Origin of the sequence: Leptospira gomenensis, from assembly GCF_004770155.1 — a bacterium.
GTDB lineage: Bacteria > Spirochaetota > Leptospiria > Leptospirales > Leptospiraceae > Leptospira > Leptospira gomenensis.
Genome location: NZ_RQFA01000032.1, coordinates 87,377 through 114,176, shown reverse-complemented (window position 1 = coordinate 114,176; position 26,800 = coordinate 87,377). Strand labels below are relative to the sequence as shown.

The following is a 26,800-nucleotide window of genomic DNA, read 5'->3' as shown; positions in this document are numbered from 1 at the left end:
GATACGATTCCAACGTAGAATTCGAACTGGACTTTGGAACAAAAGGTTTGTTATGAAATACTCAGAGATTTTTCAGCCGATCCGACTCGGATCGATCACGTTGCCCCATCGTGTGATCATGGGATCCATGCACTTGGGATTGGAAGGAATGCCCGCCACCGCGGAACGAATGATCGCCTTTTACGGAAGACGATTCGACGGCGGAGCTTGTTTTATCACAACCGGAGGAATTTCGGTCAATCACGAGGGAAAAGGATCCAATATCTTTTTTAATTTTCAGAAGGATGAGGATTGTAAGGAACTTTCGGTCGTGGCCAACGCGCTCAAACCCAAGGGAGTTTTCTGCGCACAATTGTTCCACGCGGGAAGATATTCCTATCACCGGGAACTCGTCGCCCCTTCCGCGTTACGCGCACCCATCAATCGATACATCCCGAAAGCACTGAGTGAAGAAGAGGCTTGGAAAACGATCGAGGATTTCGGAGATTCGGCGCTGAGAGCGAGAGAGGTTGGATTCGGCGCGGTGGAAGTAATGGGGAGCGAAGGATATTTGATCAATCAATTCTTTTCTCCGGTGACCAATCAAAGAGAGGATTACTTCGGGGGAAGTCCGGAAAAACGGATGAACTTTGCGATCGAAGTTATGAAAAACATACGGAAAAAAGTAGGAAAGGATTTTCCCGTCGTATATCGAATGTCCGGAATCGATTTGATTCCCGGAAATCCTACGTTCGAGGAAGTGGTCGTCTTGGCGGAAAAACTCAAGGAGACGGGAGCCGATGCGCTGAACATAGGAATCGGATGGCACGAATCCAGAATTCCCACGATTTCGATGTTGGTTCCCCGGGGAGCCTGGGCGAAAATTTCCGGAAAGATCAAGGAGAAAGTCAAGGATATTCCGATCATCGCCTCCAACCGGGTGAATATGCCGGAAACGATGTCTCGAATTCTCAAAGAAAACGAAGCGGACCTACTCAGTATGGCCCGTCCTTTTTTAGCGGACCCGGATATACTGCAAAAAATCAAAGCAGATCAGGAAGAAAGGATCAACACTTGTATCGCCTGCAACCAAGCCTGTTTGGATCATACCTTTAAAGAGCAAATGGTTTCCTGTTTGGTGAATCCTTCCGCCAACCGGGAATGGGAAATCGCCAAGTTAGAACCGGCCGAAAAAAAACACGTGGTGATCGTTGGTTCCGGACCGGGCGGATTGGAATCGGCACGAGTCAGCGCCGGTCGAGGTCACAAGGTTACGATTCTCGAGGCGACCGATAAAATCGGAGGACAACTCAATCTCGCCGCTCAAATTCCCGGAAAGTCAGAATTTTTGGAAACGATCCGTTATTTTCAAAACGAATTAAAAACGCTCGGTGTGGAAATTCAATTCGGACACAAAGCCACCGTCGAAAGTATTCTGGCCTTAAAACCAGACGCGGTCATCTTTGCGACGGGAGTCAAACCGAGGGAATTCACACTCCCCGGAATCGAAAAAAAGAAAACCGCGTCCTATGCGGACTATTTGTCGGGAAAATTCGTACCCGGCAAAAATGTAGCGGTGATCGGGGGCGGCGGAATCGGATGCGACGTGGCGCACAAACTTACCGAAGAGGAAGCTCCTACGATCGAAAGTTACTTTCAAAAATACAACGTTCGCACCTACACCGAAGCCAAAATTCAACCGGAAAAAGCGGAGCGAAACGTATCCATCTTTCGTCGTTCCGGAAAGATCGGCTCCGGATTGGGAGCGACCACAGCTTGGGCGCTTTTACAGGAATTGGAAAACAAACAGGTTGGATTTTACACTTCTCTGAGTTATAAGGAAGTGACGGACAAGGGATTGGTCGTAGAAACCAAAAAGGACGGGGACCTAACGATCGAATGTGATTCCATCATCTTGTGCGCGGGCCAGCTCAGCGAAGTCGGCGTATATGAGGAGTTCCTACAAAAAAACACGGGAATTCCCGCCTTTTTGATCGGAGGAGCCAAAGACGCATCCGGTATCGACGCAAAACGTGCGATGTTCGAAGGATTCGAGGCCGCGATTTCCATAGGAAGCGGTAGAAATTAAGAAAAAAACTCCGTTTTTTTCCGATTCTCAGTTCTCCCGGCGCAAAACGAGGAACCGTTTGGGTCGGGGGAACGCTCTTGCATTCAAAAATTATAATCTTCTTATGGATCGTCGCGTTTTCGACAGGATGTGAAAACGGGAAATTTTGGACGTTTAAACCGGAAACGACCGGGTTTCCGTCTTCGGAAGAATCCGCAAATCGACAAAACTCAAATCCGAACAAAAACGAATTCGTCGCAATCGATTTGTCCCGATCCTGGGAGTTGTATCGTTTTCCGGTGGAGGAACCTTCGGAATCGAACTCGGCGCACCTACCCGGATCCTACAAAACCGAACCCTGGATCCGAATCGACCTTCCTCGAAATCTAAAAAAAGAACTCGAACCGGGAAACGGGTGGGTACTGCTTCGCAAAAGATTCACGGAAACAGATGTTTCGGGATCTGCCTCCGTTTCCCGCACCCTTTGCCTGGGAAAAATTTCGGACCGAACCCGGGTGTTTTGGAACGGGAAAGAAGTCGGAGAGGAATTTTTTTCCGCCTACGCGGCGGAAACTCCGCAGGGATACGATCGACATCGTATGTATTCGATTCCACCGGAAACGATCCTACGTGAAAACGAAATCCGAATCTATCTCAAACCCTATTTCGAATATGAGTTCGGAATTCTATCGGGGGAAATCGTCTACGGTCCTTCCGCGCAGATCTGGAAACGTTGGGTCCGCTCCGAAATCGCCGGACTTCTCACCTTCGCCTCGTTTTGTTTAATCGGAATTTTTTTCCTATTCGTATTCGCACAGGAAAAAAAGGGAAAGGAAAACCTTTATTTCGGAATTTTTCTGATTTCCTTTTCCTTGTATCAGATATCACTCTGTGAGTTCAAATATTTTACGGGAATAAAAATGATATATTTAAAGAAATTTGAATATTCATTTCTCGTGTTATTGTTCCCGACCTTCTGCGCTTTTTTGGAATCCTTTTTTTTCTCCGTTCCGAAAAAGGGATTGCGGAGGTTTCGACGCCCAATCGGAGGAAAAAAAAGGGATTTAGCCGCTTCCTTACCCGAGGTATTCCGGCCCGAAACGAGGCTTCGTTTCCGGAGAATTTTGGAATGTAGCTCTTTTGTTTTTGCGCTCCTTTTCGTTTTTGCTCCGGACGTTGATTTTTTGGATCGAGTCAACCGTAACGGTCTACAGACCACCTGGATCGGATACGCGTTACTTTCGTTCTGGATCGTCCTTCCGAGCGCGCCAAAAGATCGGGACGCAAAAAGGATTTTATGCGGAATTCTATGTTTGATCTCGTTCGTAATCGTGGACGTGCTCGCCGAACGCGGCAATTTCAGAAGTTTTAGAATATCAGGAATGGGCGTAGTATGTTTTTTGTTTTTTCTTTGTCTTACCTTGGCCAATCGATTCGTACAAATGCGCGCCAAACTCGATTCCTGGAATGCCGTATTAGAAAAGGGGATCGCTGCACGAACCGAAGAATTGACCCAAAGCGTTCAAAAGATCAAAACCCTCAAAGAACAACAAGACGGGGATTATTTTCTGATCACCCTGCTCTTTCGTCCGTTTTTGTCTTCGGATCTGGAAACACCGGAAGGAAAAATAGAAACCCATCGAAAACAGTACAAACGATTCCAGTTTAAAAAGAAGGAATACGAGATCGGAGGAGACGTAGCTTTTTGCGAAACGGTTTTGATCTCCGGAATTCCTTACCGGGTGGTCATCAACGCGGACGCGATGGGGAAATCCATCCAAGGAGCAAGCGGAGCCCTCATCTTTTGTTCCATCGTAAAAAGTTTTCTACAAACCCCCGATTATCCCGATCGTAGTCCGGAGAATTGGCTCTTTCTCTTGTATAAAAATCTACAGGCGGTTTTCCAATCCTTGGACGGGAGTATGTTCGTATCCGCGGTCTTGGCCTTGGTACGATTTGAAACCGGAGATTTTTTTTATCTAAACTGCGAACATCCTCCGTTACTTCTCGTGCGGAACGGAAGCGTATTTCCCCTTTCCACGGAAGAAATCCTTCCGAAACTGGGATTTCCCGTATCCGAAACGTCTCTCAAACTCAAGATACACTATCAAATATTAGAAGATGGTGATACGATTCTACTCGGATCGGACGGAAGAGAAGATCTGTATCTCCCGGTCGAACAATCTTCCGAAAAACGAAAAACCTCGGCTCCTGAAATTTTTTTAGAAGTCGCGGCTTCCGCACCGAACACACTTTCCGAGCTGGAAGAAAGGTTGCTCCAAAAAGGGGAACTTTCGGACGATTTGAGTTTTATGAGAATTCGAACCAAATCCACCGCACAACGGGAAATTTTGCGGAAAAAAATTTCCACGCTCGTGCGAGAAGGGAAACGGGCTCTTCAGGAAGGAAAGGAGGAAGAGGCTTGCTCTTGGATCGTCCAAGCCTGTCTACTCCATCCGTCTGATTTGAATCTTTTGCGGATCGCACTCAAGACGGCGTATCGTGTTCAAAACAAAAAACGAATTCGACTTCTTTCCGAAAAATTCATCCTACGGACGAGCGGCTATTCCCTTGCGGCAATTTCGAATCCGTCGGCTTGGGAAAAAAAAGAACGCTCTGAAATTTGGGAAAAACGCCCTCCCCGGGAAATTCAAAAAAAAGGTGCATAAATCGTAAGATTGCGATTTTATTGTTGCAAATGTTTCATTTTTGTTTTAGAATCCACCCATAATTCTCAACTGCGTCAAGAGTAGCAACTCTTGGATCAGGGAGAATGCTTGAAATTGCCAATCCGAATCTCCTCAATTTCAGGCGCGTTTCTGGGCCAAGCCTCTCTCCCGGCGGATTCAAATCCAATACGATCATTCGGAGGATCGGATTTGGATTCGTTCCGGGAATTTTATTACGAATAGAACTTCGAACGATTGCGTATGAAAATTTATTCCGGTGCCCTCAGTGGTAAAAACAAGGATTCCCCCCCGCTCTTCGTAACAAGAAATGGGTTCAAGCGGAGAATTCTACTGCAGGAGCCCCGAAAATCCGTGGAACTTTCGGTAGCCAACGGCGTGGACAGAAACGTTCTTTTGATTTCTTACACACTTCTTTTGGATTATACGGGAGATACGAACATCGCAGAGACGAGTTATCTTCCATTTTCCGTGCGTTTTCAAGAAACTCTCAACAAGAATACCTGGTTTTTTCTTTCCAATCGGATCGAAACGTTTTTGCGGGAAGCGGATCGAACCAAGGTGGATTTTGATTTTCAGTATGAATCGGAAGCCTAAATTAAAATTCTGATTGAGTTAAACCGACCGCGATTTAGCCTGAAATCTACTTAGATTCCGGTATTTTTCACACCCGATTCCTGCCAGAACTTTGACTTATCTATCTATTTGGAGTTATCCATGAAAACGAGAGTGATTACGTTTCATTACACGCTTCGCGACACCGAAGGCAATTTGATCGATTCTTCCGAGGGAAAAGACCCTTTATCGTATCTGGAAGGAGTCGGTCATATTATCTCCGGCTTGGAAGAGGAAATGAAAAAGATGGGCACCGGAGAAAAAAAGAAAATCAACGTTCCCGCCGAAAGTGCATACGGTCCTAAGGATCCGGATTTGATTTTCGATGTTCCTCGAACGCAATTCCCTCCCAACGAGGATCTTCAAATCGGTATGATGTTCCAAACCGACGAACCGGATAAGGTGTTTACCATCACCGAACTACAGGAGGATTCCGTGATCGTGGACGGGAACCATCCTCTCGCCGGAATGAATCTCGTGTTCGACGTCGAATTGACCGGAATCCGCGAGGCGACGGAAGAGGAAATTTCCCATGGACACGTTCATGGAGAAGGTGGACATCATCATCACTGAGAGATTTTTCTAAAAGTTCATGTCGTCCTGGAAGGAAGAATTAAATTCGGCTCAACTGGAAGCCGTCCTTACCCAGGAGGGTCCGGTGCTCGTTTTAGCGGGCGCCGGTACCGGAAAAACCAAAACCATCGTCAGCCGCTTAGCGCACCTCGTCTCTTCCGGGGTTTCCGCTTCTTCCATCCTACTCTTGACGTTTACGCGCAAAGCCGCGCGAGAAATGATTTTGCGAGCCTCTTCCTTGGGGGATCCGCGTTGTTCCGAAGTTCAGGGCGGAACCTTTCATTCTTTTTGCAGTTCCGTTTTGCGTAGGTTTGCCCCTGCACTCGGTCTTTCCTCCGGATTTACGATTTTGGACGAAGCGGATACTTTGGACGTATTTCAATTCTTGAGAAACGAACGGGATTTTGCAAAAACGAAAACTCGGTTTCCTTCCAACGAAACCCTCGTAAAACTTCACGGAGAAATCAACAACACGGGAAAAAAGCTGCGAGAACTTTTAGAAAAAGAATATCCCTCTTTTTTACAAAGGGAAAAGGACATAGAACGGATTTTCGAGGACTATAAACTGTATAAATCCGAACGATCTCTTCTGGACTACGACGATCTTTTGTATTTCACGAGAGACTTGTTGGTCAACCACGGCGGAGTTCGATCGGCTCTTTCCGAAAAATACAGATTCATCATGGTTGACGAATTCCAGGACACGAACAGGATTCAGGCCCATATCGCATGTCTTCTCGCTTCAGAACATACCAATCTTATGGTCGTAGGCGACGACGCCCAATGTATTTATACGTTTCGCGGGGCGAGCGTCCGAGGAATTTTAGATTTTCCTAATATATTTCCCGATACGAAGACGATATTCTTAGAGAAAAACTATCGCAGCACTCCCGCAATCCTGAATCTGGCCAATTCCGTCCTACAGAATTTCTCCGAAAAATACGAAAAATATCTTTTTACGGAAAACGAAAACGGGCCGTTGCCGGCCGTCCTACAATTCTCGGACGAACTCGAAGAAGCGGAGGGGATCGCCGAACTACTGCTTCAAAAAAAGGAGGAAGGAATTCCCTTTCACAGAATGAGCGTCCTGTTCCGTGCGGGTTGGAATTCCAATCAGCTCGAACTTGTATTAGCAAAACGGAATATTCCATTCGTCAAATTCGGTGGAAGAAAATTCATAGAAACCGCGCATATCAAGGATCTACTTTCTTTTTTGAAACTGCTGATCAATCCCGTGGATTCGGTCTCCTGGATTCGAATCCTCAAACTGATCCCCGGTATCGGAAACGCCAAATCCAACGAAATACTTACGGAAATACGCGGATCCGGCGGAAACAAAGAAATCCTCGGCCGACAATCCGCTTCCCTCGGGAAATTCCTCAACCCGTTGTATCATCTCTATCAAAAACATTCCGACACGGATGCGGAGGTGAAAAAGGTCGTCTCCGATTTTATCGATTACTACCGCGTCCTTCTGGAAAAAAACTACGACGATTCAAAACGAAGATCGGAAGATCTGGATTCTGTTCTCGGTTTCGCACTGAAATACCGCTCTCTTTCCGATTTTTTATCCGATCTGACCCTCGATCACGCGGCGCTCAGCTTGGAAAAAATCAAACCCGACGACACCGAATCCGATCTGCTCAATTTATCCACGGTCCATTCCGCCAAGGGTTTGGAATTCGACGTAGTATTCGTTTTGAACAGCACCGAGGGATCGTTTCCTTCCGGCAAAAATCCGGATACGGAAGAAGAACGAAGATTGTTCTATGTAGCGATCACAAGGGCACGAAAGGAATTGTATCTCACGCGCGCTTCTTTGGCCCAATCCAGATCCGGTCCGTATTATACGAAATTATCCCGTTTTTTGAGTGAGATTCCTTCTCCGGAAACGGTTTATCAACTTCGATTGTATCCCGGGAAAACGATTTCTAAAACGGACTCGGGAAACGAAACCGCAAAACCGAAAACGACTTCGGAATCGTTTTCGAGAATCCAGAATTATTTCGAAAACTGATCCGCATGTCCTTAGGTTTCGAAACAACGTTCGTCTCGATCACGGAAACGGAAGCCGAAAAACTTCTGCGGAATATAATTTCGGAATTCGAAACCGGCACGAAACGTATCTTTCTTCGTGACAAAGGAATTCGTATTAAATTTTTTCCGTACTCCAACTTCGGAAGTACGGTTCGGGTTTCTCGAACGTATATCGAGTTCAAAATCCATTCGCAATATCTAAAATCGGAAGAATACCTAAGGACGGTCGTCGATGTGCTTTTGTATAAACTCTGCGGAATTTCCGTGCCGGAAAGCCTGAATGCGAGGATACAGGAAATTTACGGCGAGTTTTCGAAAACGGACTCTCCTCTTAAAAAACGGAACAAACAAATCGAACGTTCCGAATCCAAAAACGGAAGACTGCGGGAAATCCTAGACAAACTCAACACGATCCACCTGAGCCTGAATCTTTCCGGGACGAAAATTCACTGGGGCAAAAGAAAATCGAAGACGAGACTCGGTCACTACGATCCATCCCAGGATATGATCGTAATCAATCCGATCCTTGCCAACGAATTCGTACCCGATTACGTCCTGGAATACATCGTGTTTCACGAATTATTGCACGTCCGTTTTCCTCCTCGTAGAAAAAACGGTAAAAACGTCATCCACGGGAGGGAGTTTCGCGCGTTCGAAAAAAAATTTCCGGATTACCGAAGAGCGAATCTTTGGTTGAAAAATAGTTTTCACCGTTTTGAGGATCGGGGATAATCGGTCGAAGTTTACGCAGATCGATCAATCGGAATCAAGCCGTTGTTACCGAACGAACAGGAGAGAATCATGCATCCGAAAGTATTCGAAACTCTTTATATTCGAAAAAACTATATCGACGACGAACTACGCAGTCATCTCAAAGAAATGCAAGGATTAAACTACAAATCCTTAAACGAGTATGACCGGGGCGTTTACGACGGATATGTTCAGGCAATAACCGAAATTTTACGAAAGATCGAAAAAAAATTTTCTCAGGCGGGTTGATTTGTTTCGTATTTTGATTTTAGGTTCCGGTGCGATCGCCGGTTTGTACGCGGGGAAACTCAAGCAGGCCGGCTGCGAAGTCCATTTTTGGGTCCGCCGTAATTCGGAAGAACTCAAGAAAAACGGATTCCGCGTGGAAAGTATTCCCTGGGGAAATTTCGAATATCTCCCCGACTCTGCTTTCGAAACCAAGCCCTCTAATTTAGAAAATTATGATCTTGTAATTAACTGCCTAAAGTCGCTTCCGGCCATCAGTCTGGAATCCATCCTGGGAAAAACGATACCGCCGAAACTTCCGATTCTACTTTTACAAAACGGAATCGGCATAGAAGATCCGGTCTGTTCCCTTTATCCGAACAACGAAATTCTCAGCGGTCTGGCTTTTGTCTGCGCCAATCGGCTCAAGGAAGGCGTCATACTTCACTTGGATTACGGCGAGTTGATGATCGGTTCTTGGAACAGATCCTCGTCCCCGATCTGCGACACACTGGTTCGATTTTTCCGCGCCTCGAACGTTCCGATCCAATATACCGAATCCATCCGTGCGGCTCGATGGAAAAAATTAATGTGGAACGCTCCGTTTAATCCCATCAGCGTTTTAACCGGCGGAAAAAATACTTCCGAGATATTATCTTTGCCTGCTACGAGAGAACTCGTGATCGAAATCATGAAAGAAGTCCGCCAACTTTCCCTTTTGGACGGGGCGGAGGTTTTAGAATCGCAGATCGAAACATTCGTTAAAATGACCGAGGCAATGAAACCGTACAAAACGAGTATGCTTTTGGATTTCGAAGCGGGCCGACCGATGGAAGTTGAAGCGATTCTGGGTAACACGATTCGGTTCGCCGATCGACACGGAACGCCGATTCCCCGGATCAGAACGATTTATTCTCTTTTAAAACTCGCGGATCATTCAGAGAGAATTCAATAGTTTCTTAATACTCTTTTCCAATCCGTCCAAAGAAAGAAAATACATAGGAACCTGCGCTCCGATTTCCCGGATCGTAGGCGCGTCCCAATAGCGGATCGGCTCGGGATTCAACCAGACGGAATCCTTAAAATGACGTCGGATTCGTTTGAGCGAGTCGAGTCCCGACTCCGGATTTTCCGGAACTCGAAAATCCGTGAGAAATCGACTGTGATAAAAACCGTAGGTAGGATCCGTCAATTCGTAAGGGGCCATATAAGCGTCTCCGATCAGGATCAGCTTGGTGTCGTCGCTGTGTTTCTTGAACAATTTTTGAAGCGACAATGGGGTTCTTAAATCCGCCTTCGGATAAACCGCGTCGTAGACGATATTATGAAAATAGTAATGATGAAATTCCTTAAAATGATTGATCTGATGTGCGGCGGAAAAAAGTTTATTCACCCGTTCCGCATGCCCGGTCATACTTCCGCCGGTATCCATCATAAGCAAAATTTTCAAACCGTTTTTACGGGAGCGTTCGAATTCGATCTGTATGTCCCCCGCGTTCCTGCAAGTGGAATCGATCGTTTTCGAAAGATGGAACTCCGAGGTTCCTTCCTTACGTAAATTTCTCAATTTTTTTAACGCGGTTTTGATTTGTCGAACATCCAGTTGCTCGTCCGTCCGGTATTCCTTATAACGACGTTCCAAAGCCTGGAAAACGGCGGACCGATTTCCACCGTCCCCGCCCACACGCACCCCTTCCGGATTAGAGCCGTTGTGACCGAACGGAGAAGAACCCCCCGTCCCCACCCATTTTCGTCCGCCGTGATGTTCTCCTTTTTGTTCCTCGAGCCTTTTTTTCAATTCGTCCAAAAGTTGTTCGGGAGGAATCAGGGAAGGAGGAAGAGGATTCTGATTTTTGAATATAGTTTCGAGCCAGTGTAAAAGCTCTTCCCGGAGAGAAAGATTTAACGCTCCTTTTTCTCCGAAAACCTCGGAGAAAACCAGATCGAACGCGTCGAAGTATTTAATGTCCTTAACCATACAGGCTCTGGAAAAACGATAGAGTTCGTTCAGATCGATCCACGCTTTTTTGTGCGTGGTATAATGATCCACCACCTTGAGAAAATCCAGAAATTCCCCCGTGGTGACCGGAACACCCTCCGCCTTCAACCTGTAAAAAAAAGGGATAAACATATCAGTTCCTAAACAGACGCATATCCTCTTCGTTTTTGATAAGAGCGCCTAAAAAAGGGATTCGAACCTCTTCCTTTAGGACGGCTCCTTGATGCACCAAAATCTGAATCCAATCCAACAATTCGCTCGTGCCGGGTTTTTTCTTCAGATCGTCCATCCTTCGGATTAGATAAAACATCTCCAAGGCCTTGATCAAAATCGTGTTTCCTATCCCGGGAAAATGAGAAAGTATGATCTTTTTCATAAACTCCGGATCCGGAAATTCTATATAATGAAAAATACATCTTCTTAAAAACGCCGCCGGCAGCTCCTTTTCGTTATTGGAGGTGATGATCGTAAGCGGTCTGTGTTTCGCCGTTACACGTTTCGACAATTCCGGGATATAAAATTCCATCCGATCCAACTCCAACAACAAATCGTTGGGGAATTCGATATCCGCTTTGTCGATTTCGTCGATCAATACGATGGACTTTTGATCCTTTTCGAAAGCCTCTCCCAACGAACCCAAGCGAATATAATTTCCAATGTCTTTTACCCTTTCCGAGTTCTCGGAAAAACGAGAGTCGTTGAGTCGCGAAACGGCGTCGTAAAAGTAAAGACCTTCCTTTGCCTGTGTGATGGATTTGATATGCCACGTATAAAGGGGAAGTTTTCTCTGTTCTGCCAGATATTCGGCTAACAAGGATTTACCGGTGCCGGGTTCTCCCTTTAACAAAAGCGGTCGAGAAGTCACTTCCGCGAGCAAAATCGCCTCTTCTAAGGCGGGGGACAATAGATATGTTTCCGTGGATTGTTTCATGAGAAGTCTAAGAAGAATTCTATCGCAGAGGTCCCTGCCTGCAAGAAAAAATCCGTTCCTTATCTGACTTCAAAAACCACCGAGTCGATCATCTTTCCTTCCCGATCCCGAAGAGAAAGGATATGAAACCCCTTTTCAGGTTTCCAATAAACTTCTTTCGTGTTCGAAAGATCCAATTTTTTTCCGTTTAATATCCAATCGAATCCGGGCTCGAACGCCGACGAGAGAAATCGTATTCTTTGTCTTTCGCCTGGTATATCCGGATCCAACGCGAAAACGGTATCGTTTCCTGGGGAAAGAATTTTCGGAATCAGAGAAAGGTCCGCGGTTTTCGGTTTAGACGATGTCGTTTTAAATTCCGCGGTTTGTATAGAAGAAGAAGTTTCGGATTCCCGCTCGGAGAGCAGATTCATCACCGAATTCCAAATCGGCGCGGCCCCCGTCACGCCGCTCACGTCCCACATCGGACTTCCGTCCATGTTTCCGACCCAAACGCCGACAGTATAACGCTTAGAGTATCCGACACACCAATTATCCCTCATGTCCTGGGAAGTTCCGGTCTTTACCGCCGTAAAAAAACGAGTGCTGAGATGATTGTTTAAACCGAAAGACAAGGAGCGAAATTCACGATCGGAAAGTATGGAGGAAAGTTTTTCCGCTGTGGAAGCCGAATACGTACGTTTCCAAAAATACGGAGAATCGGAACCAAAATCGTCAAACATCTGTTTTGCGACGAACGGATCCAAGGTAATCGGAGAATAAGAACCGCCGTTGGCAAGGGTTCGATATGCGTTCGTAAGTTCTTCGAGCGTTACGTCCGCCGTTCCCAATGCCAAAGAGGATCCGTAATAATCGGGTCTCTTTAATCCGTCGATTCCCAGTTCGTTTAACATTTTTACGAACTCGGAAACCCCGACCAACTCCAGGACGTGAATCGCAGGAATATTCAAGGAGGAAGCTAATGCCACGCCCGCCGCGACTTTTCCGTGGTATACGTCGCCGTAATTGGAAGGCCTATAGATCCCGGACACCGCGTTCCATTCGTAGGGCGAATCGTCCAATAACGAATCCGGTTTTAGAAGATTTTTTTCGAATGCCAACGCGTATAAAAACGGTTTGAGTGTAGAACCCGCCTGTCTTCTGGATTGGACTGCATCCACGTAAAACGATTTAGAATTTTCTAAATTTCCGACGTATGCGAGAACCGCTCCGGAGGAGTTTTCCAAAACGAGAACACCCGCCTCGGCCACGTTTTGTCGTTTTAATCCCTCCAAAACGTTTTTAGCTGAGAGTACGATCTTCCATTGAAGATCGAAGTCTAAAGTAGTTCTTCGGATTCCGTTGCGATCCGGAGCCGCTTCGCCCGAACGCAAACTTCTCCGTGCGGCGTGATACGCAATTCCATCTTCCGCAAACAATGATTTCCTTTTTTTTCGAATCTCCTTGGAGGCGATGACGATCGAATCGCAAAACACACGTTCGCCTATTTTTTCGGAAAGATTACAGGCCCGTTTATTTAAGGAATCTAAATTGGCCTCAGGAAAGGGAAGCATGGAAACCAGGAGTATCGATTCGATGTCGGTTAACGCGGACGGTTCTTTCGAAAAAAGGCCTCGGCTTGCGGCTCGTATTCCCTTGTATTCTCCCCTGAATTGAACCAGATTGAGATAGGCGATGATGATTTCGTTCTTTTTCCAACGACGCTCCAGTTCTTTTGCAAGAGTCATCTGCTCCCATTTATCGAAAATGTTTCTTCTTCCGGGTTTGGTTTGGAGAAATATTCCAGCGAGCTGCATGGACAACGTACTGGCTCCGCGTTTAGAATTTCCTAAGACCCGGTCGCGAACCGCCCCTAAAATCGCGAGCCAATCCACTCCGGAATGTTCGAAAAAACGTTTGTCTTCTTGAAGGAGCAGAACGACCAACAAGGTTTCGGGAATTTCGCCTTCCTCGGTCCAAGAGAGTTTTCTCTCCTTCTTTTCCAAACGTACAGTCTGTAAAATTCTCCCGTATCTGTCCGTAAACGTAGCGTCCGAAGGCAGATACGAATTCCGTATCGACTCGAAGGAGGGAATTTCCTTCAAAGGCTGAGACATAAGAGAATTCGAATATACTAATATACAGACAAACCAAAGGATTTGTATCGTCCGATATAATTTCAAAACGAAATTACTCCCGAGAAACTTCCTGATCCCGATTCGGCAATTCCGCGAATTGATCGGGCAGATACATCGCTTCGGCCCGAGTCGGCGGAAGTACAAATTTGCCGGCGTTGTTGATACGATAGACGTATTCCAGAGTAACGGTGCCCGCGGGAAGAAATTCGAAATAAGCCGTGTATCCTTCCCACTTTCTTTCCACGAACGTGGGCGAGGACCACCAATTGTCGTCTCGAGCCAACTCGGATCCGGATTTGGAATCGTTGCCCAGCCCGGATCCTAAAATACTCGCTCCCGCCGGAATCGGATCCCGGACGGCAATCCAGGAAAGATCGGATTCCGTCTTTAACGTTATGCGCACTCGAACGATATCGCCTTCCTGAAACGACGACTTTTTGCCTCCCGATTCGCTCAGAATTTCCTTATCGATTCTCATGCCGCTTTCTAATTTTTCTTTCAACGGGAGGGCGGCCTTGGTGTGAATCACCGCGTACGGTTTTCCGTTTCCGTTCTGTACGAATTCCAGGTTTTGCGCGGAACGCGGCATCCGCATCGAAACGGGGGCCGGCTCCTTTTGGTTCTTCCATTCGAGTAGGTTCGTCTGCGATTCCAGGGTGATTTTGGTGTTTCCGTCCACCGTTTCCTTTTCAAAAACCTTGGAATAATTCTGAAACGCTAATATACCAAGGGCGTTCGCGGTCGTGATATCCCAATGTCCCTTGGATTGTCTGGCTATGGTTCCTCGAATCATCCAGGGAAGATCCTCCTTCCAGGACGGATCCTTTAAAACGGAAAGAATTACACGCATCACGGAAGAATCGTTGGAAGACAACAACCACCAAAGCGCGGACTCGTCCGCGAAATTATACGAGGTTCCCTGAATCCTAAACCTGGACCGTAAAAGGACGTCTAACGCGGGAATTTGATTCTTAAACGTGTTGGATCTGGAATAGACGTTTCGCAAACTCACTAAAACCTCCGTAGGTAGGATTTTAGGATCGGTTTGAATCGCGCGGATCGTATCGTCCGAGATCGGCACAAATCTCGATAACGCGTCGAGAACGATGATCTTCTTCAACCTCGTATCGGTATTCGAAACGTAACTACTTCGGTAGATGAGATCGCGGCTGTATCGATTGAGAGCCTCGACCAAAGTCTCCCGAGTTGCGTCCGGAATTTTAAAACCCGATTCGGAAGAAAGAAAAAAGAGATACGCCGTTAAAATTTCACTGCCGTAGATGGAGTTCGGAAAGAACTTCAACAATCCGTCTCCGTCCATATAAGAACCGAGTTGATCCATGATCTGATCCCAATCCTTTCTGGATCCCGATGCAATGGCCTTGGAAAGTTTTTGTTCCAGACACGTATAAGGATAACGACTCATATGATCGCGAGCCGAAAGAACGGCACCACCCGTAAGAGTCGATTTTAACGCGATTTCCAAAACGCCGCTTCCTTCGATCGCTTCCTGATTTTCCAGGATTGGAACGCTCAATTTTCCGTCTTCGATCCTTCGAAATGTGGATTGAAGAACTCTCACAGGAACCGATTCCCCGACCTTTTGTCTAAAACGCACCGTATCGTTGAACTCTCCGCCGATTTGTTTGGTTTGGAATTCGTATACGATTTCGTCCTTTCTTTCCGGAACGGAGATATTCCAGTTTACGATTTTGGATTCTCCTCCGCCTAACTCCAGTTTTTTGGTTTCCAGATTCAATTCGGGAGAAGTTTTCACGGAGATCTCCAACTGCAGAGGACGGTCCGTAGTGTTTTTTACGGATAAACCGCTCGAGATGGAATCCTTTTCCCTCGCAAAGGGAGCGATGCTCGGATACACAAGAACGTTCCGCGTTGTTTGGATCTGCGTCGCATTGGAGCCGAACTTATCCTTGCCGGAGTGAACGATCGCGACGATCTTAAAGGAAGTCAAAGAATCGTTGAGCGGAACTTCCAATTCCAGGTTTCCGTTTTCATCCGGTTTCAGATCCGACTTCCAGAAAAGAAGAGTATCGAACAATTCCCTCGTAGTGGAACCTCCTCCTCCGCCTCCGGGAGGAAGATTTTTTAAACCGAAATGTCTGCGTCCGATCACCTGCAACTGTGCGGTGGACGTTTCCACGGAATTTCCTCGTTCCCTCATCATCGCCCGCAAAAGATCCCAGGTATCGTTGGATTTTAATTCCAAAAGTCCTTGGTCCACCGCGGCTAAGGAAATCCTCGCGTCTTTTTTGACTTGGGGAGAAGGATGTTCGATACGTATTTTCACTTTCGCCTTTTGTCTGGTTCCGTAAACGGCCTTATCCGTTTCCACCCGAACCGGAATTTCAAAGGGCTTCCAACCGACTCGAATCTGCGCCAATCCCAAACGAAAGGAAGGTCGAGCAAGATCGACTAACGCGGTTTCTTTCGGGTTATCCACACGACCGCGCACCGCCAAAACGGAAACGAAAACGTTCGGAGCGTAGGCGTTTTCCACGGGAATTTCGATCACCGGATCCTTTCCGCTCAAGGTTTTGATAAACGAAGTCAAAATACCTTCCCGTTCCACGGTAACCAACGCGGTCGCCTCGCGGAACGGCATTCTCACCTGGAACTTCGCTTTTTCACCGGCTTGATATTCCTTTTTTTCGGGAAGAAGATCCATACGATCGTGATCGCTCGCCGCGAACCAAAGATCCTCCTTACCGCTGATCCATACCGAAGTATTGGTCTTTACGTTCTCTCCTGAGACGGAGGCTTCGAAATAAATTTCACCGGTTGCCTGAACGGCCCCGGAACAAAATAAAAATCCCTTCGCGTCCGTTTTTCCCGAACAGAATTCCCCCAAATCGTTGATCTCGGATCTGTGTTCGTAACTGTAAAAACCTCCGACCAGACGTTTTCTATTAGAATAGTATTTTTTTGTAAAGTACCGCACAGTGACTTTTTTATCCGAGGCGGGTTTTCCGTTTAGATCCAGAACCGCGATCTTAAAACGCACCGAATCCTGGACCGCCGCCCAACCTTCCGACGCGATTCCGACGTGATATTCGGAGGGAAAAATTCGGAAAGAGCGGAACGAACTTTGGATTTCTCCGTTCGGATCCCTGTATTCGAGTTCTACCTCCAAACGTTGCGGAGCGTCCGACTCCGGAATCGACTTCACCGTATTTTCGAAAAAGCCCTTTGCGTCCAAGGTGATTTGCGTTTTTAGGAATTCCTGTCTAGGCCCCGAATCTTCCTCGCTTTCGGAATCCGAATCGGCGAGTTTCAATTTTCCTTGATCGAACGAAAACTCGGAGTAATCGGAAAAAAATTCGCCCGGACTGGAAACGACCCGGGTGCGAAGAATCACGGGAAGTTTTCCGGCCCCCCCTCCGGAGAGATAACGTAAATTTCCTGCGACGCCGATTTTGGAAGGAGCGATCAGGGAACCTACGGTCTGAAAATCCGCCTTCATCAACGGAACCCGAAATTCCTCCACTCGGAAATCCCCCGCATATACTTGAGAACTTCCCTTGTCGGGAAATTCGCTCAGAACGATTCGATACACTCCTAGATTGGCCTCTTTCGGGATTTTGAATTGTGCGGACGAAGTGCCGTCCTGATTCCACTTTAAAGAAATGGAATATTCTTTTTCCGTTCCGGAATGTACGATTTTGGCGAAGGAAGGATAATCGTTTTGCCCGGGAATGTCGAATCCAAGCGAACGTTTCGCTCTGGAGACGATCTTCATCGAAACGGTTTCTCCCGCGCGAAACAAGGTCCGGTCCAAAACGGGATGAAACAACACCGAACGGTTTTCGTAATCGACCGGAAGATTGAACCTCCAATTTTCGATCCCGTTTTGCCAACGAGTATGAGTGAACGTAAAGTCGTCCTCCAGAGCCGCCGTCAGAAAAAGTCCGTTTTCATAAGAACGCCAGGAACAGTGTGGAGCGTTGTTTTTATTCGGAATTCCGCGGATCAGAACCGTACCCTGCGAGGAAGTTTTTCCCGAAAAAATCCTTTCGTTTTTACAGTTGTAAATTTGAACCTCGGCTCCCGCGGCGGGTTTTCCGTCGTTCAACTTAGTCACCCAGGCGAGGGAAGATTCCTTTCCCCATTTGAAATGCAGGGATAGATTGGTTACGAGCGCCCCCGTCCGTACGAAAAACGGTTGATTGATTCCTAATAAAGAATTTCCTAATACGTCCGACTTCATTTCTATAAAATGGAAACCGGGAGATCGCAGTGGAATCCCGACCACTTCGAACCTACGACTTCCGTGTTTGGATTGTAGTTTTATTTCGTTGGAAACCGGAGGATTCCGGGAGGGTTCGAACGCGGATTCCCTGTGTTCCAGAGTTTCCAGCATCTTTAAGTATTTTATAATTTCCGCAATTTGTCCCGGACCGAGAACCGTTTCCTTTCCGGTGAATTGTTTCGGTGGAGTTTGTGTCTCTTTCTGGTCCTTGCCGGTCGCCCAATCCAGAAATTCCTTTCCTTTATCCTTGAGTTTGTCGAACTGTTGATTGAGAATTTCCTGAGAGGCAGAGGCAGGAGCGGTTTTCACCTGATACAATCGAACGGGATTTTCCGCTTCCAAATTGCGGATCGTCACCGGTAGAACCGCTTCCGGAAAACGTTCCAAAATTCCGAACGTAGACGAGAACTTCAACAAAGGAGGATAATCGTCCGTGGAAACCGTCAGAGGAAAGGAGGATTCGTTCGAAAGAGTTCTTCCGGAATCGTCCTTTACTCCGGAAGGAATTTTGATTTGAAATTTGGATTTGGGCGCGAGCGGAGTAGGAAAACTCACTCCGTATTGATGGAAACCTTCTCCGGAAATCTTTGCAGGGATGGACTTACCGTCCGCGGTTTGTAGTTGTATTTTTTTTAGAATTTCCACCGGAACGGGCGCGCTAAAGTTCAGACTGAGCGGAAGAGAAGGAATACAAGCCGCCTTTGCGTTGACGCGATCGCAATTGAATTCCGCGGTGAACGGCTTACGCACCATATATTCAATTTTTCTTGTGGAGGTTCTGGCCACTCCGGACTTGGATTTTAAGCCCTGTTCCAAAACGAGAACCACCCGTTTGTTGCTCGGAAATTTACGATCGGGTCGAACGATCCAGGTTTCCGCCGGTTTCGTCGTACCGCGATAGGCGGCTTTTAAAATTTCCTTTTCCGAGGCGGAACTCACGGAGCTAAAACCGATCCGGTCCGACAAACCGTCCACGACGAAATACAGATGATCTCCCGCCGAGGAAGGATCCACTTCCGTATCGAAGTCCAAAATGAAAATCTGATCCTCGTCTATAATTCCACCCATATACGGAGAGGACGAATCCACTTCGGGGCCTCCTGTAAAAAACGAAAACTTCTCCCCTCCGTTTAGGGAATTTCCGGCGACGGATTTCGCCTTTTGGGTCTCGAAACTACATTCCACTCCTCCGGGAAGCGGGGAATAAAACTCCAAAACCCAATTTTTATCGTCCACCCAACGTTCGGTTCCTCCGATCGGACAACGGATAGAAAACGGAGACAAAGAGAATTTAGGATTTCCTAATGGAATCATCGATTCCGAAAAACGAGCCCGAACCTGCGCCGGTTTTTTTACTTCTCCGGTAGGGTTGAATTCCACGCGAACCTGCGCTTCTAAAACGAAGGAGAATAGAAATAAAAATAAAAAAGATGTCTTTGAAAAAAGAGAACGAAGAGGAACTGAGTTCAAGGTTTTCTCCCGAGTGAAAACGTTATTTCGGAAATAAAACCTCGAACTCAAAGGGAAGCAAGCGAAAACTAACGTTTATCCCGCAATGTTCGCTTCTCGTATCAATACGTCGGGAATCTTTACGGAAGAATACGAATCGTTGTATTCGTTCGAAATCCCTTCGATGGATAAAAGCAGATCAAAAAAGTTGAGATTCATTGTTATCCGATCCACCGGATGAACGGGTTTTCCGTTTTTATAATAAAACCCCTGCACTCCGATCGATATCTCCCCGGAAACCGCGCTACACCCGGATCCGCCTTCCAACTTCAATACGTAGATACATTCCGGATAACGACCGAGCAATTCTTCCAGAGTCTCTTTTCCTTTGGGAACGACGTAATTGTTAAACGAAGTGCCTACCCTTCCTCCGTAGGATCGGACCGCGTTTCCTGTGGGAGCGACTCCCGCTTTTTTCGCCGATTCCAAATTGTAAAGATACGTTTGAAGCATCCCGTCCTGAATCACCGCTTTTTTCCTGGTCAAAACGCCTTCCGCGTCCAACAAACGGGAACCCGGATAATCGGAAACGTGGGGATCGCAAAACACATTCAAAATCGGTGATGCGATTTTCGTCCCCAACTTGCCTTCCAAGCGGGAAAGACCTTTTTGAACTCCGTCCGCAGAAAACGGAGACGAAAACATTCCGAAAATCTGCGGACTGATCCGATTGGAAAGTACGATCGGATAACTTCCGCTTACAACCGGCTCCGCTCCCAAAAGCGCGATCGAACGTTCGGTCGCGGTCGAGACGATCAACTCGGGTTGTATTCTTTCCAGATCGAGACCGGACCGACTGTAACCGCCCATTTTTTTGGACTTTCCGTCGCTCGCGACGAGCGCAACTCCCGCCGAAACGAGATTGGACTTTTCGGTATGATAGAGTCCATTCGAATTCGCTAATATGAATCTGCTCCAGGTTTTACCCGCATAGGAGTACGGAACGTTTTCTATCTGACTACCCGCCGACCAGGCCAGGTCGTCGAGTTTTTCTCCCGTTGATTTCAACCAGTCGAAACCCAAGGACTCCAAGGATTCCTCATAGGATCGTATCGTTACGTTCGGAAGTTCTGCGGGACCGGGAAGGTCCACGTCCAAAACGTCGGAAACCTTGGATTGCGCCAAGGCATCCTCCACCATCTGCGAAAGCGCATCCTCGGACAAACGTTCGCTGTAGGAATAACCGGGGCGGGAATTTTCGATCAGACGGATTCCGATTCCTCTCGAATTGGAGAGTTCGGTATTACTCACCCTCTTCTTAAAAAGTTCGATTCCCACTTCCTTGGACTCTGCACCGACGAGATCGAAGTGACGTAGTCCCTTCTTCTTACATTCGTCTAACACGAATTCGACGGATTGTTCGAGATTCATCAGCGACCTCCCACGAGGATTTCATCCACCTTGAGAGTGGGTTGTCCGACCGTTACGGGAACCGACCCGGACGCTGCTCCGCACATGCCTGCAGCGAGCTCCAGATCGTGCCCCACCATACTGATTTTGGGGAGAATTTCGTCTCCTTTACCGATGAGAGTAGCCCCTCGTACCGGCTCCGCGATTTTGCCGTTTCGGATAACGTAACCTTCTTCTACGGAAAAGTTGAATTCTCCCGTAGAAGGATTCACGGAACCTCCTCCCATTTTTTTGGCGAACAATCCGTAGTCCACTCCCGCCAGCATTTCCGAGACGGAATCTTTTCCAGGAGCGATGTATGTGTTTCTCATTCGCGAAACGGGGGCATACATATAACTTTCCCGACGACCGCTTCCCGTTCTAGGAACTCCCACCTCGGCCGCTCCGACACGATCGGCCAGATAATTTTTGAGGATTCCGTTTTCGATCAGAAGCGTTTTTTGAGGAGCTAAACCTTCGTCGTCCACACGAATGCTTCCCCAGGAATCGGGAATGGTTCCGTCGTCGATCGCGGTGAGACAGGATTGCGCGATCGATTCTCCCAACTTACCTACGAACGGAGAAGACTTCTTACGAATCGCCTCCGTTTCCAGAGGATGCCCGCACGCTTCGTGAAAGATCACCCCGCCGAATCCGTTGCCCATGAGTACGGGCATTTTTTTGCCTTGGATATAACCGGCCGACAACATCAATAAGGCCCGATCCGCAGCCGTTCTAGAAAGTTGTTCCACAGGTAAGTCGGTAAAAAACTCGAACCCTTTCCCGGCACCCGGAGTTTCGGAAGCCACGAATCGTTCTCCTTTATTTTCGGCGGCGACGTTGATATTGAAACGGCTTCTCACACGTAGATCTTCCAGAGCCAATCCTTCCGAGTTGTAAATTGCGATCCTGGAAACCGAGTCCGAAGCGGACGCGCTGACCTGAACCACCTGCGCGGAAACGTTTCTTGCGGTTCGATCCGCGCGAAACAACAGTTCCAATTTTTCCTCGGGAGTCACCTTTCTCGGATCACGAACGTTCGCCGGAAACGAAGGCGAATGTATATCCCCTCGCAGAACGAAGGTTTGCCCCGTACCACGGGCGGCCGCCCTCGAATCGGCCAAGAGATCGATTAAGGAAATCAAATGCTCCGGATCGTCGTTGTTCGTATGAGCGTAGAGGACGTCGGTTCCGTAGATCAGACGGATTCCGATCCCGTAATCGATGCCTGCAAAACTCTGTTCTATTTTCCGATCCCGTAAACTTACGGAAGAGGATCTGGTTTCTTCCTCGAATATTTCGACGAAATCCGCGTGTCTGGAAAGTCCCGCTTCCAGAATGAGGTGGGCTTTGTTTGTATGCATTCTATCCTTTTAGACTCCGAAGCCGAAGGAGAGTCCGTTTCTATCACGGCTTCTTGATTTTTTCCCTGAATTTTATGGCTTGAGCAGTCGCTTTCCACTTGATCCGATTCCAAACGAAAAACAAAACGCTCGTTTCCTGGATCTCGAAACGGTAATTCATGATTTCGTCTCCTCCCAAACCCTTGGATTTATCGAGCAATTCCCTGTAACCGGTTTCACCGAGAACCACCAACATAAACCAACTCGTATAAACTCCTTCCGTTTCCACGGTTCCCAAAATCTGAAAATCATCCGAGGAAACGACATACTGTGTGAAGTTCGTTCCCAGTCCGGGAACTCTGATGTCGCGGTAGATACAACTCTGCGTAAAAACGGCGAACGCCGCCAAAACGAAGAAAAAAATTCCGATTTTAGTTTTCATTCCGACCCTTCCTTAGATTAATACATTATAAATTACGAATATGCTCCGATTCGGGAAGTTGTCCTTGTAACGCCAGACGGATATAATCCATTCCTCTCAGATCGTCCGTATAACGCGGTATAAGGTGAAAGTGCATATGGGGAACCATTTCGGAAACCGTAACCGTATAAACCTTTAACGGAGAATGAAATTCGTAAATCCACTGCGTGGCGAAACGGAGCGCGTTTCCGAAATCGGAAAAACTTTCCGGATTCCAATCCGCATACGAGGTCCAATGCGATTTCGGTTCGATATAGAGATATCCGGGAAGGTGTTTTTCTACCTCGCTGTGACGAACGGAGAATTCCCCGAACGTCCCCAAAGTATCGTTCGGAGAAAGGGACTCAAAGAATCTACAAATAGGACAATCTTTCATAAACGGAACCGGACGGATTCGTATAGTATTCCGAAGAAGGTCGTATGTATAGAAAAAAATCCGCTTTTTCATTTTTCGAAAACGGGAATTTCTTCCTCGGGAAATCCGATTTCTTCTTTTCAGAATCCGTTTTTTTCGGAAGATAGAAACCACTTATTTTTAAAAACCGGCTTGTGTGATTTATGAAACGAAATCTCGTTCTACTTTTTCTTTTCTCGCCTTTTTTTTCCTCCGCAAACGCGGACTCGTCTTCGGAACGATTGATTTCTTTACGCAGATTTTTAGGAGATCCGATTTCGGTCGAACGTGCTTGGCTCCTCGAAACGATCCCCGTTTGGAAAAAGGACGAAACCGTTCGTCTGGAAACCGTTCTCAAAACGATTTTAAAACCCAAGTTGTCCGAAACCAAATTTCCCTCCAAAGAAATTCTCCAAAAGGAACTCAAAACGATTCCGAATTTGGGAGGACTTAGGATTCGAAATTCGAAGTCGGATCTGTTCTTGTTTCTTACTTCGGGAAAGGAATTTCCCAATCTTTCTCAGATTTCCAGTTTTACGACCGGTACGTATTTCGTGGACTTTTATCTCGGAAGACCGCAAAACACCGGTTTGGTGGAATTTCCGAAAACGGGAATTACGTCCGCGTTCTATTATTTTTCCGAAGACGAGGTTTTGTTATACTCGCAAAATTCTCCGGAACACGAGGAAATAAAAAATTTCTCATTTTCGGATTTTCAAGCCTACTTCAAATCCCGCAAAAATTCGTGCCGTGACTGCGAGGTTTTGCGTTTGTCTTCGGGAACGTTGTTTTTGTTTCCCTCTCAAACCTCGATCTCCTTTTGGTTCCGGTTCGGAGTCGCTTCTGCACTCTGCCTCGCCGCAGCCCTCGTGCTGGGATTCTTTTTGCGCAGTTTTTTGATTCGCAATCGGGAAACTCTTCGCAAAGCGATCCAATCCCAAAAAGATCTGGACCAAGAAAAAAAATCGATCCTTTCCCGATAATAATCAAAAATTTACTATACAAATACTTACTTCTATTTTAGATTTGTCTCCAGAAAACCTGGTGACATAAACCCAAGATTTTCGAAAATCGAATCAAACCGACTTTTTCGAACCGGCTGATTCTTTTTTTGTCCGGAGTTTGATTTATACTAAAAAAAGTGAACCGCTCTTAAACGCGGGCTCCTGCCTCGGAACCGATGATCCGGAGGCAAAAACTTATGGGAGAAGGTATTATGAAGAAGAACAAAGAAGAAGCATTGAACGTAGACGATTCCAAAAAATTGGCGATCGAACAGGCCATGAGCCAAATTGAGAAACAATTCGGCAAAGGCGCAATTATGAAATTGGGCTCGGACGCGGCCAAACAAGCGGTTCAGGTGATTCCGTCGGGTTCTTTGGACCTGGACATCGCGTTGGGAATCGGAGGATATCCGGTAGGTAGGATTGTAGAAATTTACGGTCCGGAATCTTCCGGGAAGACCACGTTGACACTTTCCGCGATTGCGGAAGCCCAAAAACGAGGCGGAGTGGCGGCGTTCATCGACGCGGAACATGCTTTGGATCCCTCCTATGCCAAAAAACTCGGGGTCAATATCGACGAACTTTTGGTCTCTCAGCCGGACAATGGAGAAGAGGCCCTGGAAATCTGCGAATCCTTGGTCCGAAGCAACGCCATCGATCTGATCGTAATCGACTCCGTAGCGGCCCTTGTTCCTAAGGCGGAAATCGAGGGGGATATGGGGGATTCTCATATGGGACTGCAAGCCAGGCTGATGTCCCAAGCGCTTCGTAAATTGACCGGAACCATCGCAAAATCCAAGACAGTGGTTATTTTTATCAACCAAATCCGAATGAAAATCGGAGTCATGTTCGGTTCTCCGGAGACGACCACGGGAGGAAACGCCCTCAAGTTCTACTGCTCGGTGCGTCTGGATATCCGGAAGATCGAAACCATCAAAGAAAAAGAGGAATCGATTGGAAATCGGGTTCGGGTAAAAGTCGTCAAAAACAAAATGGCACCGCCATTCAAACAAGCCGAATTCGACATAATCTTCAACGCGGGAATCAGCCGAGAAGGTTCTCTGGTTGACCTCGGTGTAAAACATGATATCATTAGCAAGGCCGGGGCATGGTATTCTTATAATACGGAAAAAATCGGACAAGGAAAAGACGCCGCTAAAGAGTTTTTGAAAAACAACCCCGACGTGGCAGTAACGGTCGAGAATATGATTCGCGACTTGAACAGTCTGCCTTTGCTGGAGCAACAGGAGAAAAAGCCCCGCAAAGAAAAAGAAGAGAAATTGGAGCAGGCTGCAGGATAACACTGGCTTTCTTTTTAGGAACCCTTGACCGCCGGATGAGAAATCATTCGGCGTTTTTTTTTAGTTACAGCTTTTTCCCCGGATTAAATTCTCTCTTAAAAAGAGGATTATGACAGAGATCAGTATTTTAGGCGCAGGTGGACTTACCGGTAAGGAACTTCTCTCCCTCCTTTCGCATCAATCTACGCACCAAGTGGTTCATATCACGAGCGATAAACTCGCCGGAAAAACACTTTCGGAAGTGTTTCCGGAAATCCCATTCCCTAAAAATCTGACTTTTCGAAAACACGAAGATCCGCTTCCACGCGGCTCGTTAGTCGTGCTTGCCGTTCCGAACGAGGTTTCCATCGAGGCGGCTCCTAAATTTCTGAACGCAGGTCACAAGGTGATCGATCTATCCGGAGTATATCGACTTCATAACCGGGAAATATTCGAAAAGGCTTATAAACTCGAACACACCAGATTCTCCTACGTGGACAAAGCCGTGTTCGGAATTCCGGAAATGTTTCGGGAAAAACTTCTGGGTGCGGATTTCGTTTCCAATCCCGGTTGTTTTTCCACGTCGGTGATCCTTCCCGTATTTTTGTTAAACGAACTCAGAAAAAATCTAAAACCCAGGATCGTCGCCGACTCCAAATCCGGGGTTTCCGGTGCCGGCGGAAGAACCGAAGACTCGGGTTTTTCCTACACGGGAGTGTACGAAAATTTTCGAGCGTATAAGGTAACGACACACCAACACGAACCGGAGATCCGAGAATACGTTTTCTTGAAATCGGATCTTCCCGAACCGGAAGTAATATTCGTGCCGCATCTTCTTCCCGTGTATCGGGGAATTTTGTCAACGATCGTCTTGGAATTCGAATCCGAACCTGCCTCCGACCCGATGGAAATGCTACTTTCCTCTTCTCAAAACGAACCGTTTGTTCGGATCCGCAAAACTCCCGAAGAAATCGAACTCAAAAAAATACAGAACACGAATTTTCTGGACATTTCCCTGAGACGAAAAGGAAACACGTTAGTCGTCGTTTCCGCCTTGGACAACTTGGTAAAAGGCGCGGCTGGACAAGCTCTACAAAATATCAACCTAATGACAGGAAATCCGGAAACGACCGGATTACTCCCGTAAACGCC

19 protein-coding genes are annotated in these 26,800 nt (G+C 47.0%); 11 read left to right on the top strand and 8 right to left on the bottom strand.

Annotation, left to right across the window (positions count from 1 at the left end; translation table 11 throughout):
* Positions 1-52: 52 nt before the first annotated feature.
* From EHQ17_RS07205 to EHQ17_RS07170, 8 genes are all read left to right on the top strand, one after another.
* Positions 53-2,068 carry an oxidoreductase gene (locus EHQ17_RS07205; RefSeq protein WP_135592467.1) on the top strand — a complete coding sequence of 672 codons (2,016 nt, stop codon included), beginning with the start codon at positions 53-55 and terminating at the stop codon, positions 2,066-2,068.
* A gap of 245 nt (positions 2,069-2,313) precedes the next feature.
* Positions 2,314-4,716 (top strand): SpoIIE family protein phosphatase, encoded by a 2,403-nt coding sequence (locus EHQ17_RS07200; RefSeq protein ID WP_135592465.1) that lies wholly within the window; start codon positions 2,314-2,316, stop codon positions 4,714-4,716.
* A gap of 261 nt (positions 4,717-4,977) precedes the next feature.
* Positions 4,978-5,331 (top strand): LIC14007 family protein, encoded by a 354-nt coding sequence (locus tag EHQ17_RS07195; RefSeq protein ID WP_135592463.1) that lies wholly within the window; start codon positions 4,978-4,980, stop codon positions 5,329-5,331.
* Between the two features lie 120 nt (positions 5,332-5,451).
* Positions 5,452-5,922, top strand: a complete 471-nt coding sequence (locus tag EHQ17_RS07190; RefSeq protein WP_135592461.1) for an FKBP-type peptidyl-prolyl cis-trans isomerase — start codon at positions 5,452-5,454, stop codon at positions 5,920-5,922.
* A gap of 19 nt (positions 5,923-5,941) precedes the next feature.
* On the top strand, positions 5,942-7,939 hold the full coding sequence (locus EHQ17_RS07185) for an ATP-dependent helicase (RefSeq protein ID WP_135592459.1): 1,998 nt from the start codon (positions 5,942-5,944) through the stop codon (positions 7,937-7,939).
* 5 nt (positions 7,940-7,944) lie between these two features.
* Positions 7,945-8,691, top strand: coding sequence for a YgjP-like metallopeptidase domain-containing protein (locus EHQ17_RS07180; protein WP_135592457.1), 747 nt, complete (start codon positions 7,945-7,947; stop codon positions 8,689-8,691).
* Positions 8,692-8,760: 69 nt separating this feature from the next.
* Positions 8,761-8,958, top strand: coding sequence for a hypothetical protein (locus EHQ17_RS07175; protein ID WP_100765012.1), 198 nt, complete (start codon positions 8,761-8,763; stop codon positions 8,956-8,958).
* A gap of 1 nt (position 8,959) precedes the next feature.
* The gene (locus EHQ17_RS07170) at positions 8,960-9,889 is read left to right on the top strand and encodes a ketopantoate reductase family protein (RefSeq protein ID WP_135592455.1); all 930 of its coding nucleotides are present in this window, start codon (positions 8,960-8,962) and stop codon (positions 9,887-9,889) included.
* On the opposite strand, the gene EHQ17_RS07165 is transcribed toward EHQ17_RS07170, so the two are convergent.
* The 8 genes from EHQ17_RS07165 to EHQ17_RS07130 form a co-directional block, all read right to left on the bottom strand.
* Complete coding sequence (locus EHQ17_RS07165) at positions 9,872-11,065, bottom strand: VWA containing CoxE family protein (RefSeq protein WP_135592453.1); 1,194 nt, start codon at positions 11,063-11,065, stop codon at positions 9,872-9,874. The genes EHQ17_RS07170 and EHQ17_RS07165 overlap by 18 nt on opposite strands.
* A gap of 1 nt (position 11,066) precedes the next feature.
* Positions 11,067-11,864: an AAA family ATPase gene (locus EHQ17_RS07160; RefSeq protein WP_135592451.1), complete on the bottom strand. Its 798-nt coding sequence runs from the start codon at positions 11,862-11,864 to the stop codon at positions 11,067-11,069.
* A 59-nt stretch (positions 11,865-11,923) separates the two neighbouring features.
* Positions 11,924-13,960: a penicillin-binding protein 1C gene (gene pbpC / locus EHQ17_RS07155; RefSeq protein WP_135592449.1), complete on the bottom strand. Its 2,037-nt coding sequence runs from the start codon at positions 13,958-13,960 to the stop codon at positions 11,924-11,926.
* A gap of 73 nt (positions 13,961-14,033) precedes the next feature.
* Positions 14,034-19,718: an alpha-2-macroglobulin family protein gene (locus EHQ17_RS07150; RefSeq protein WP_425460684.1), complete on the bottom strand. Its 5,685-nt coding sequence runs from the start codon at positions 19,716-19,718 to the stop codon at positions 14,034-14,036.
* Positions 19,719-19,793: 75 nt separating this feature from the next.
* Complete coding sequence (locus EHQ17_RS07145; RefSeq protein ID WP_135592447.1) at positions 19,794-21,128, bottom strand: TldD/PmbA family protein; 1,335 nt, start codon at positions 21,126-21,128, stop codon at positions 19,794-19,796.
* Positions 21,128-22,510, bottom strand: a complete 1,383-nt coding sequence (locus EHQ17_RS07140; protein WP_135592445.1) for a TldD/PmbA family protein — start codon at positions 22,508-22,510, stop codon at positions 21,128-21,130. Before EHQ17_RS07140 ends, EHQ17_RS07145 begins: the two co-directional genes overlap by 1 nt.
* Before the next feature lie 43 nt (positions 22,511-22,553).
* Entirely contained in the window at positions 22,554-22,931 is a 378-nt protein-coding gene (locus EHQ17_RS07135) for an LIC11742 family lipoprotein (protein ID WP_135592443.1), read from the bottom strand.
* Between the two features lie 25 nt (positions 22,932-22,956).
* Complete coding sequence (locus EHQ17_RS07130) at positions 22,957-23,346, bottom strand: HIT family protein (RefSeq protein ID WP_135592441.1); 390 nt, start codon at positions 23,344-23,346, stop codon at positions 22,957-22,959.
* 182 nt (positions 23,347-23,528) lie between these two features.
* On the opposite strand from EHQ17_RS07130, the gene EHQ17_RS07125 reads away from it, so the two are divergent.
* From EHQ17_RS07125 to argC, 3 genes are all read left to right on the top strand, one after another.
* Complete coding sequence (locus tag EHQ17_RS07125) at positions 23,529-24,347, top strand: hypothetical protein (RefSeq protein ID WP_246057439.1); 819 nt, start codon at positions 23,529-23,531, stop codon at positions 24,345-24,347.
* A gap of 218 nt (positions 24,348-24,565) precedes the next feature.
* Positions 24,566-25,669 (top strand): recombinase RecA, encoded by a 1,104-nt coding sequence (gene recA, locus EHQ17_RS07120; RefSeq protein ID WP_135592440.1) that lies wholly within the window; start codon positions 24,566-24,568, stop codon positions 25,667-25,669.
* A 109-nt stretch (positions 25,670-25,778) separates the two neighbouring features.
* Positions 25,779-26,795 carry an N-acetyl-gamma-glutamyl-phosphate reductase gene (argC, locus tag EHQ17_RS07115; RefSeq protein WP_135592438.1) on the top strand — a complete coding sequence of 339 codons (1,017 nt, stop codon included), beginning with the start codon at positions 25,779-25,781 and terminating at the stop codon, positions 26,793-26,795.
* The last annotated feature ends 5 nt before the right edge of the window (positions 26,796-26,800 follow it).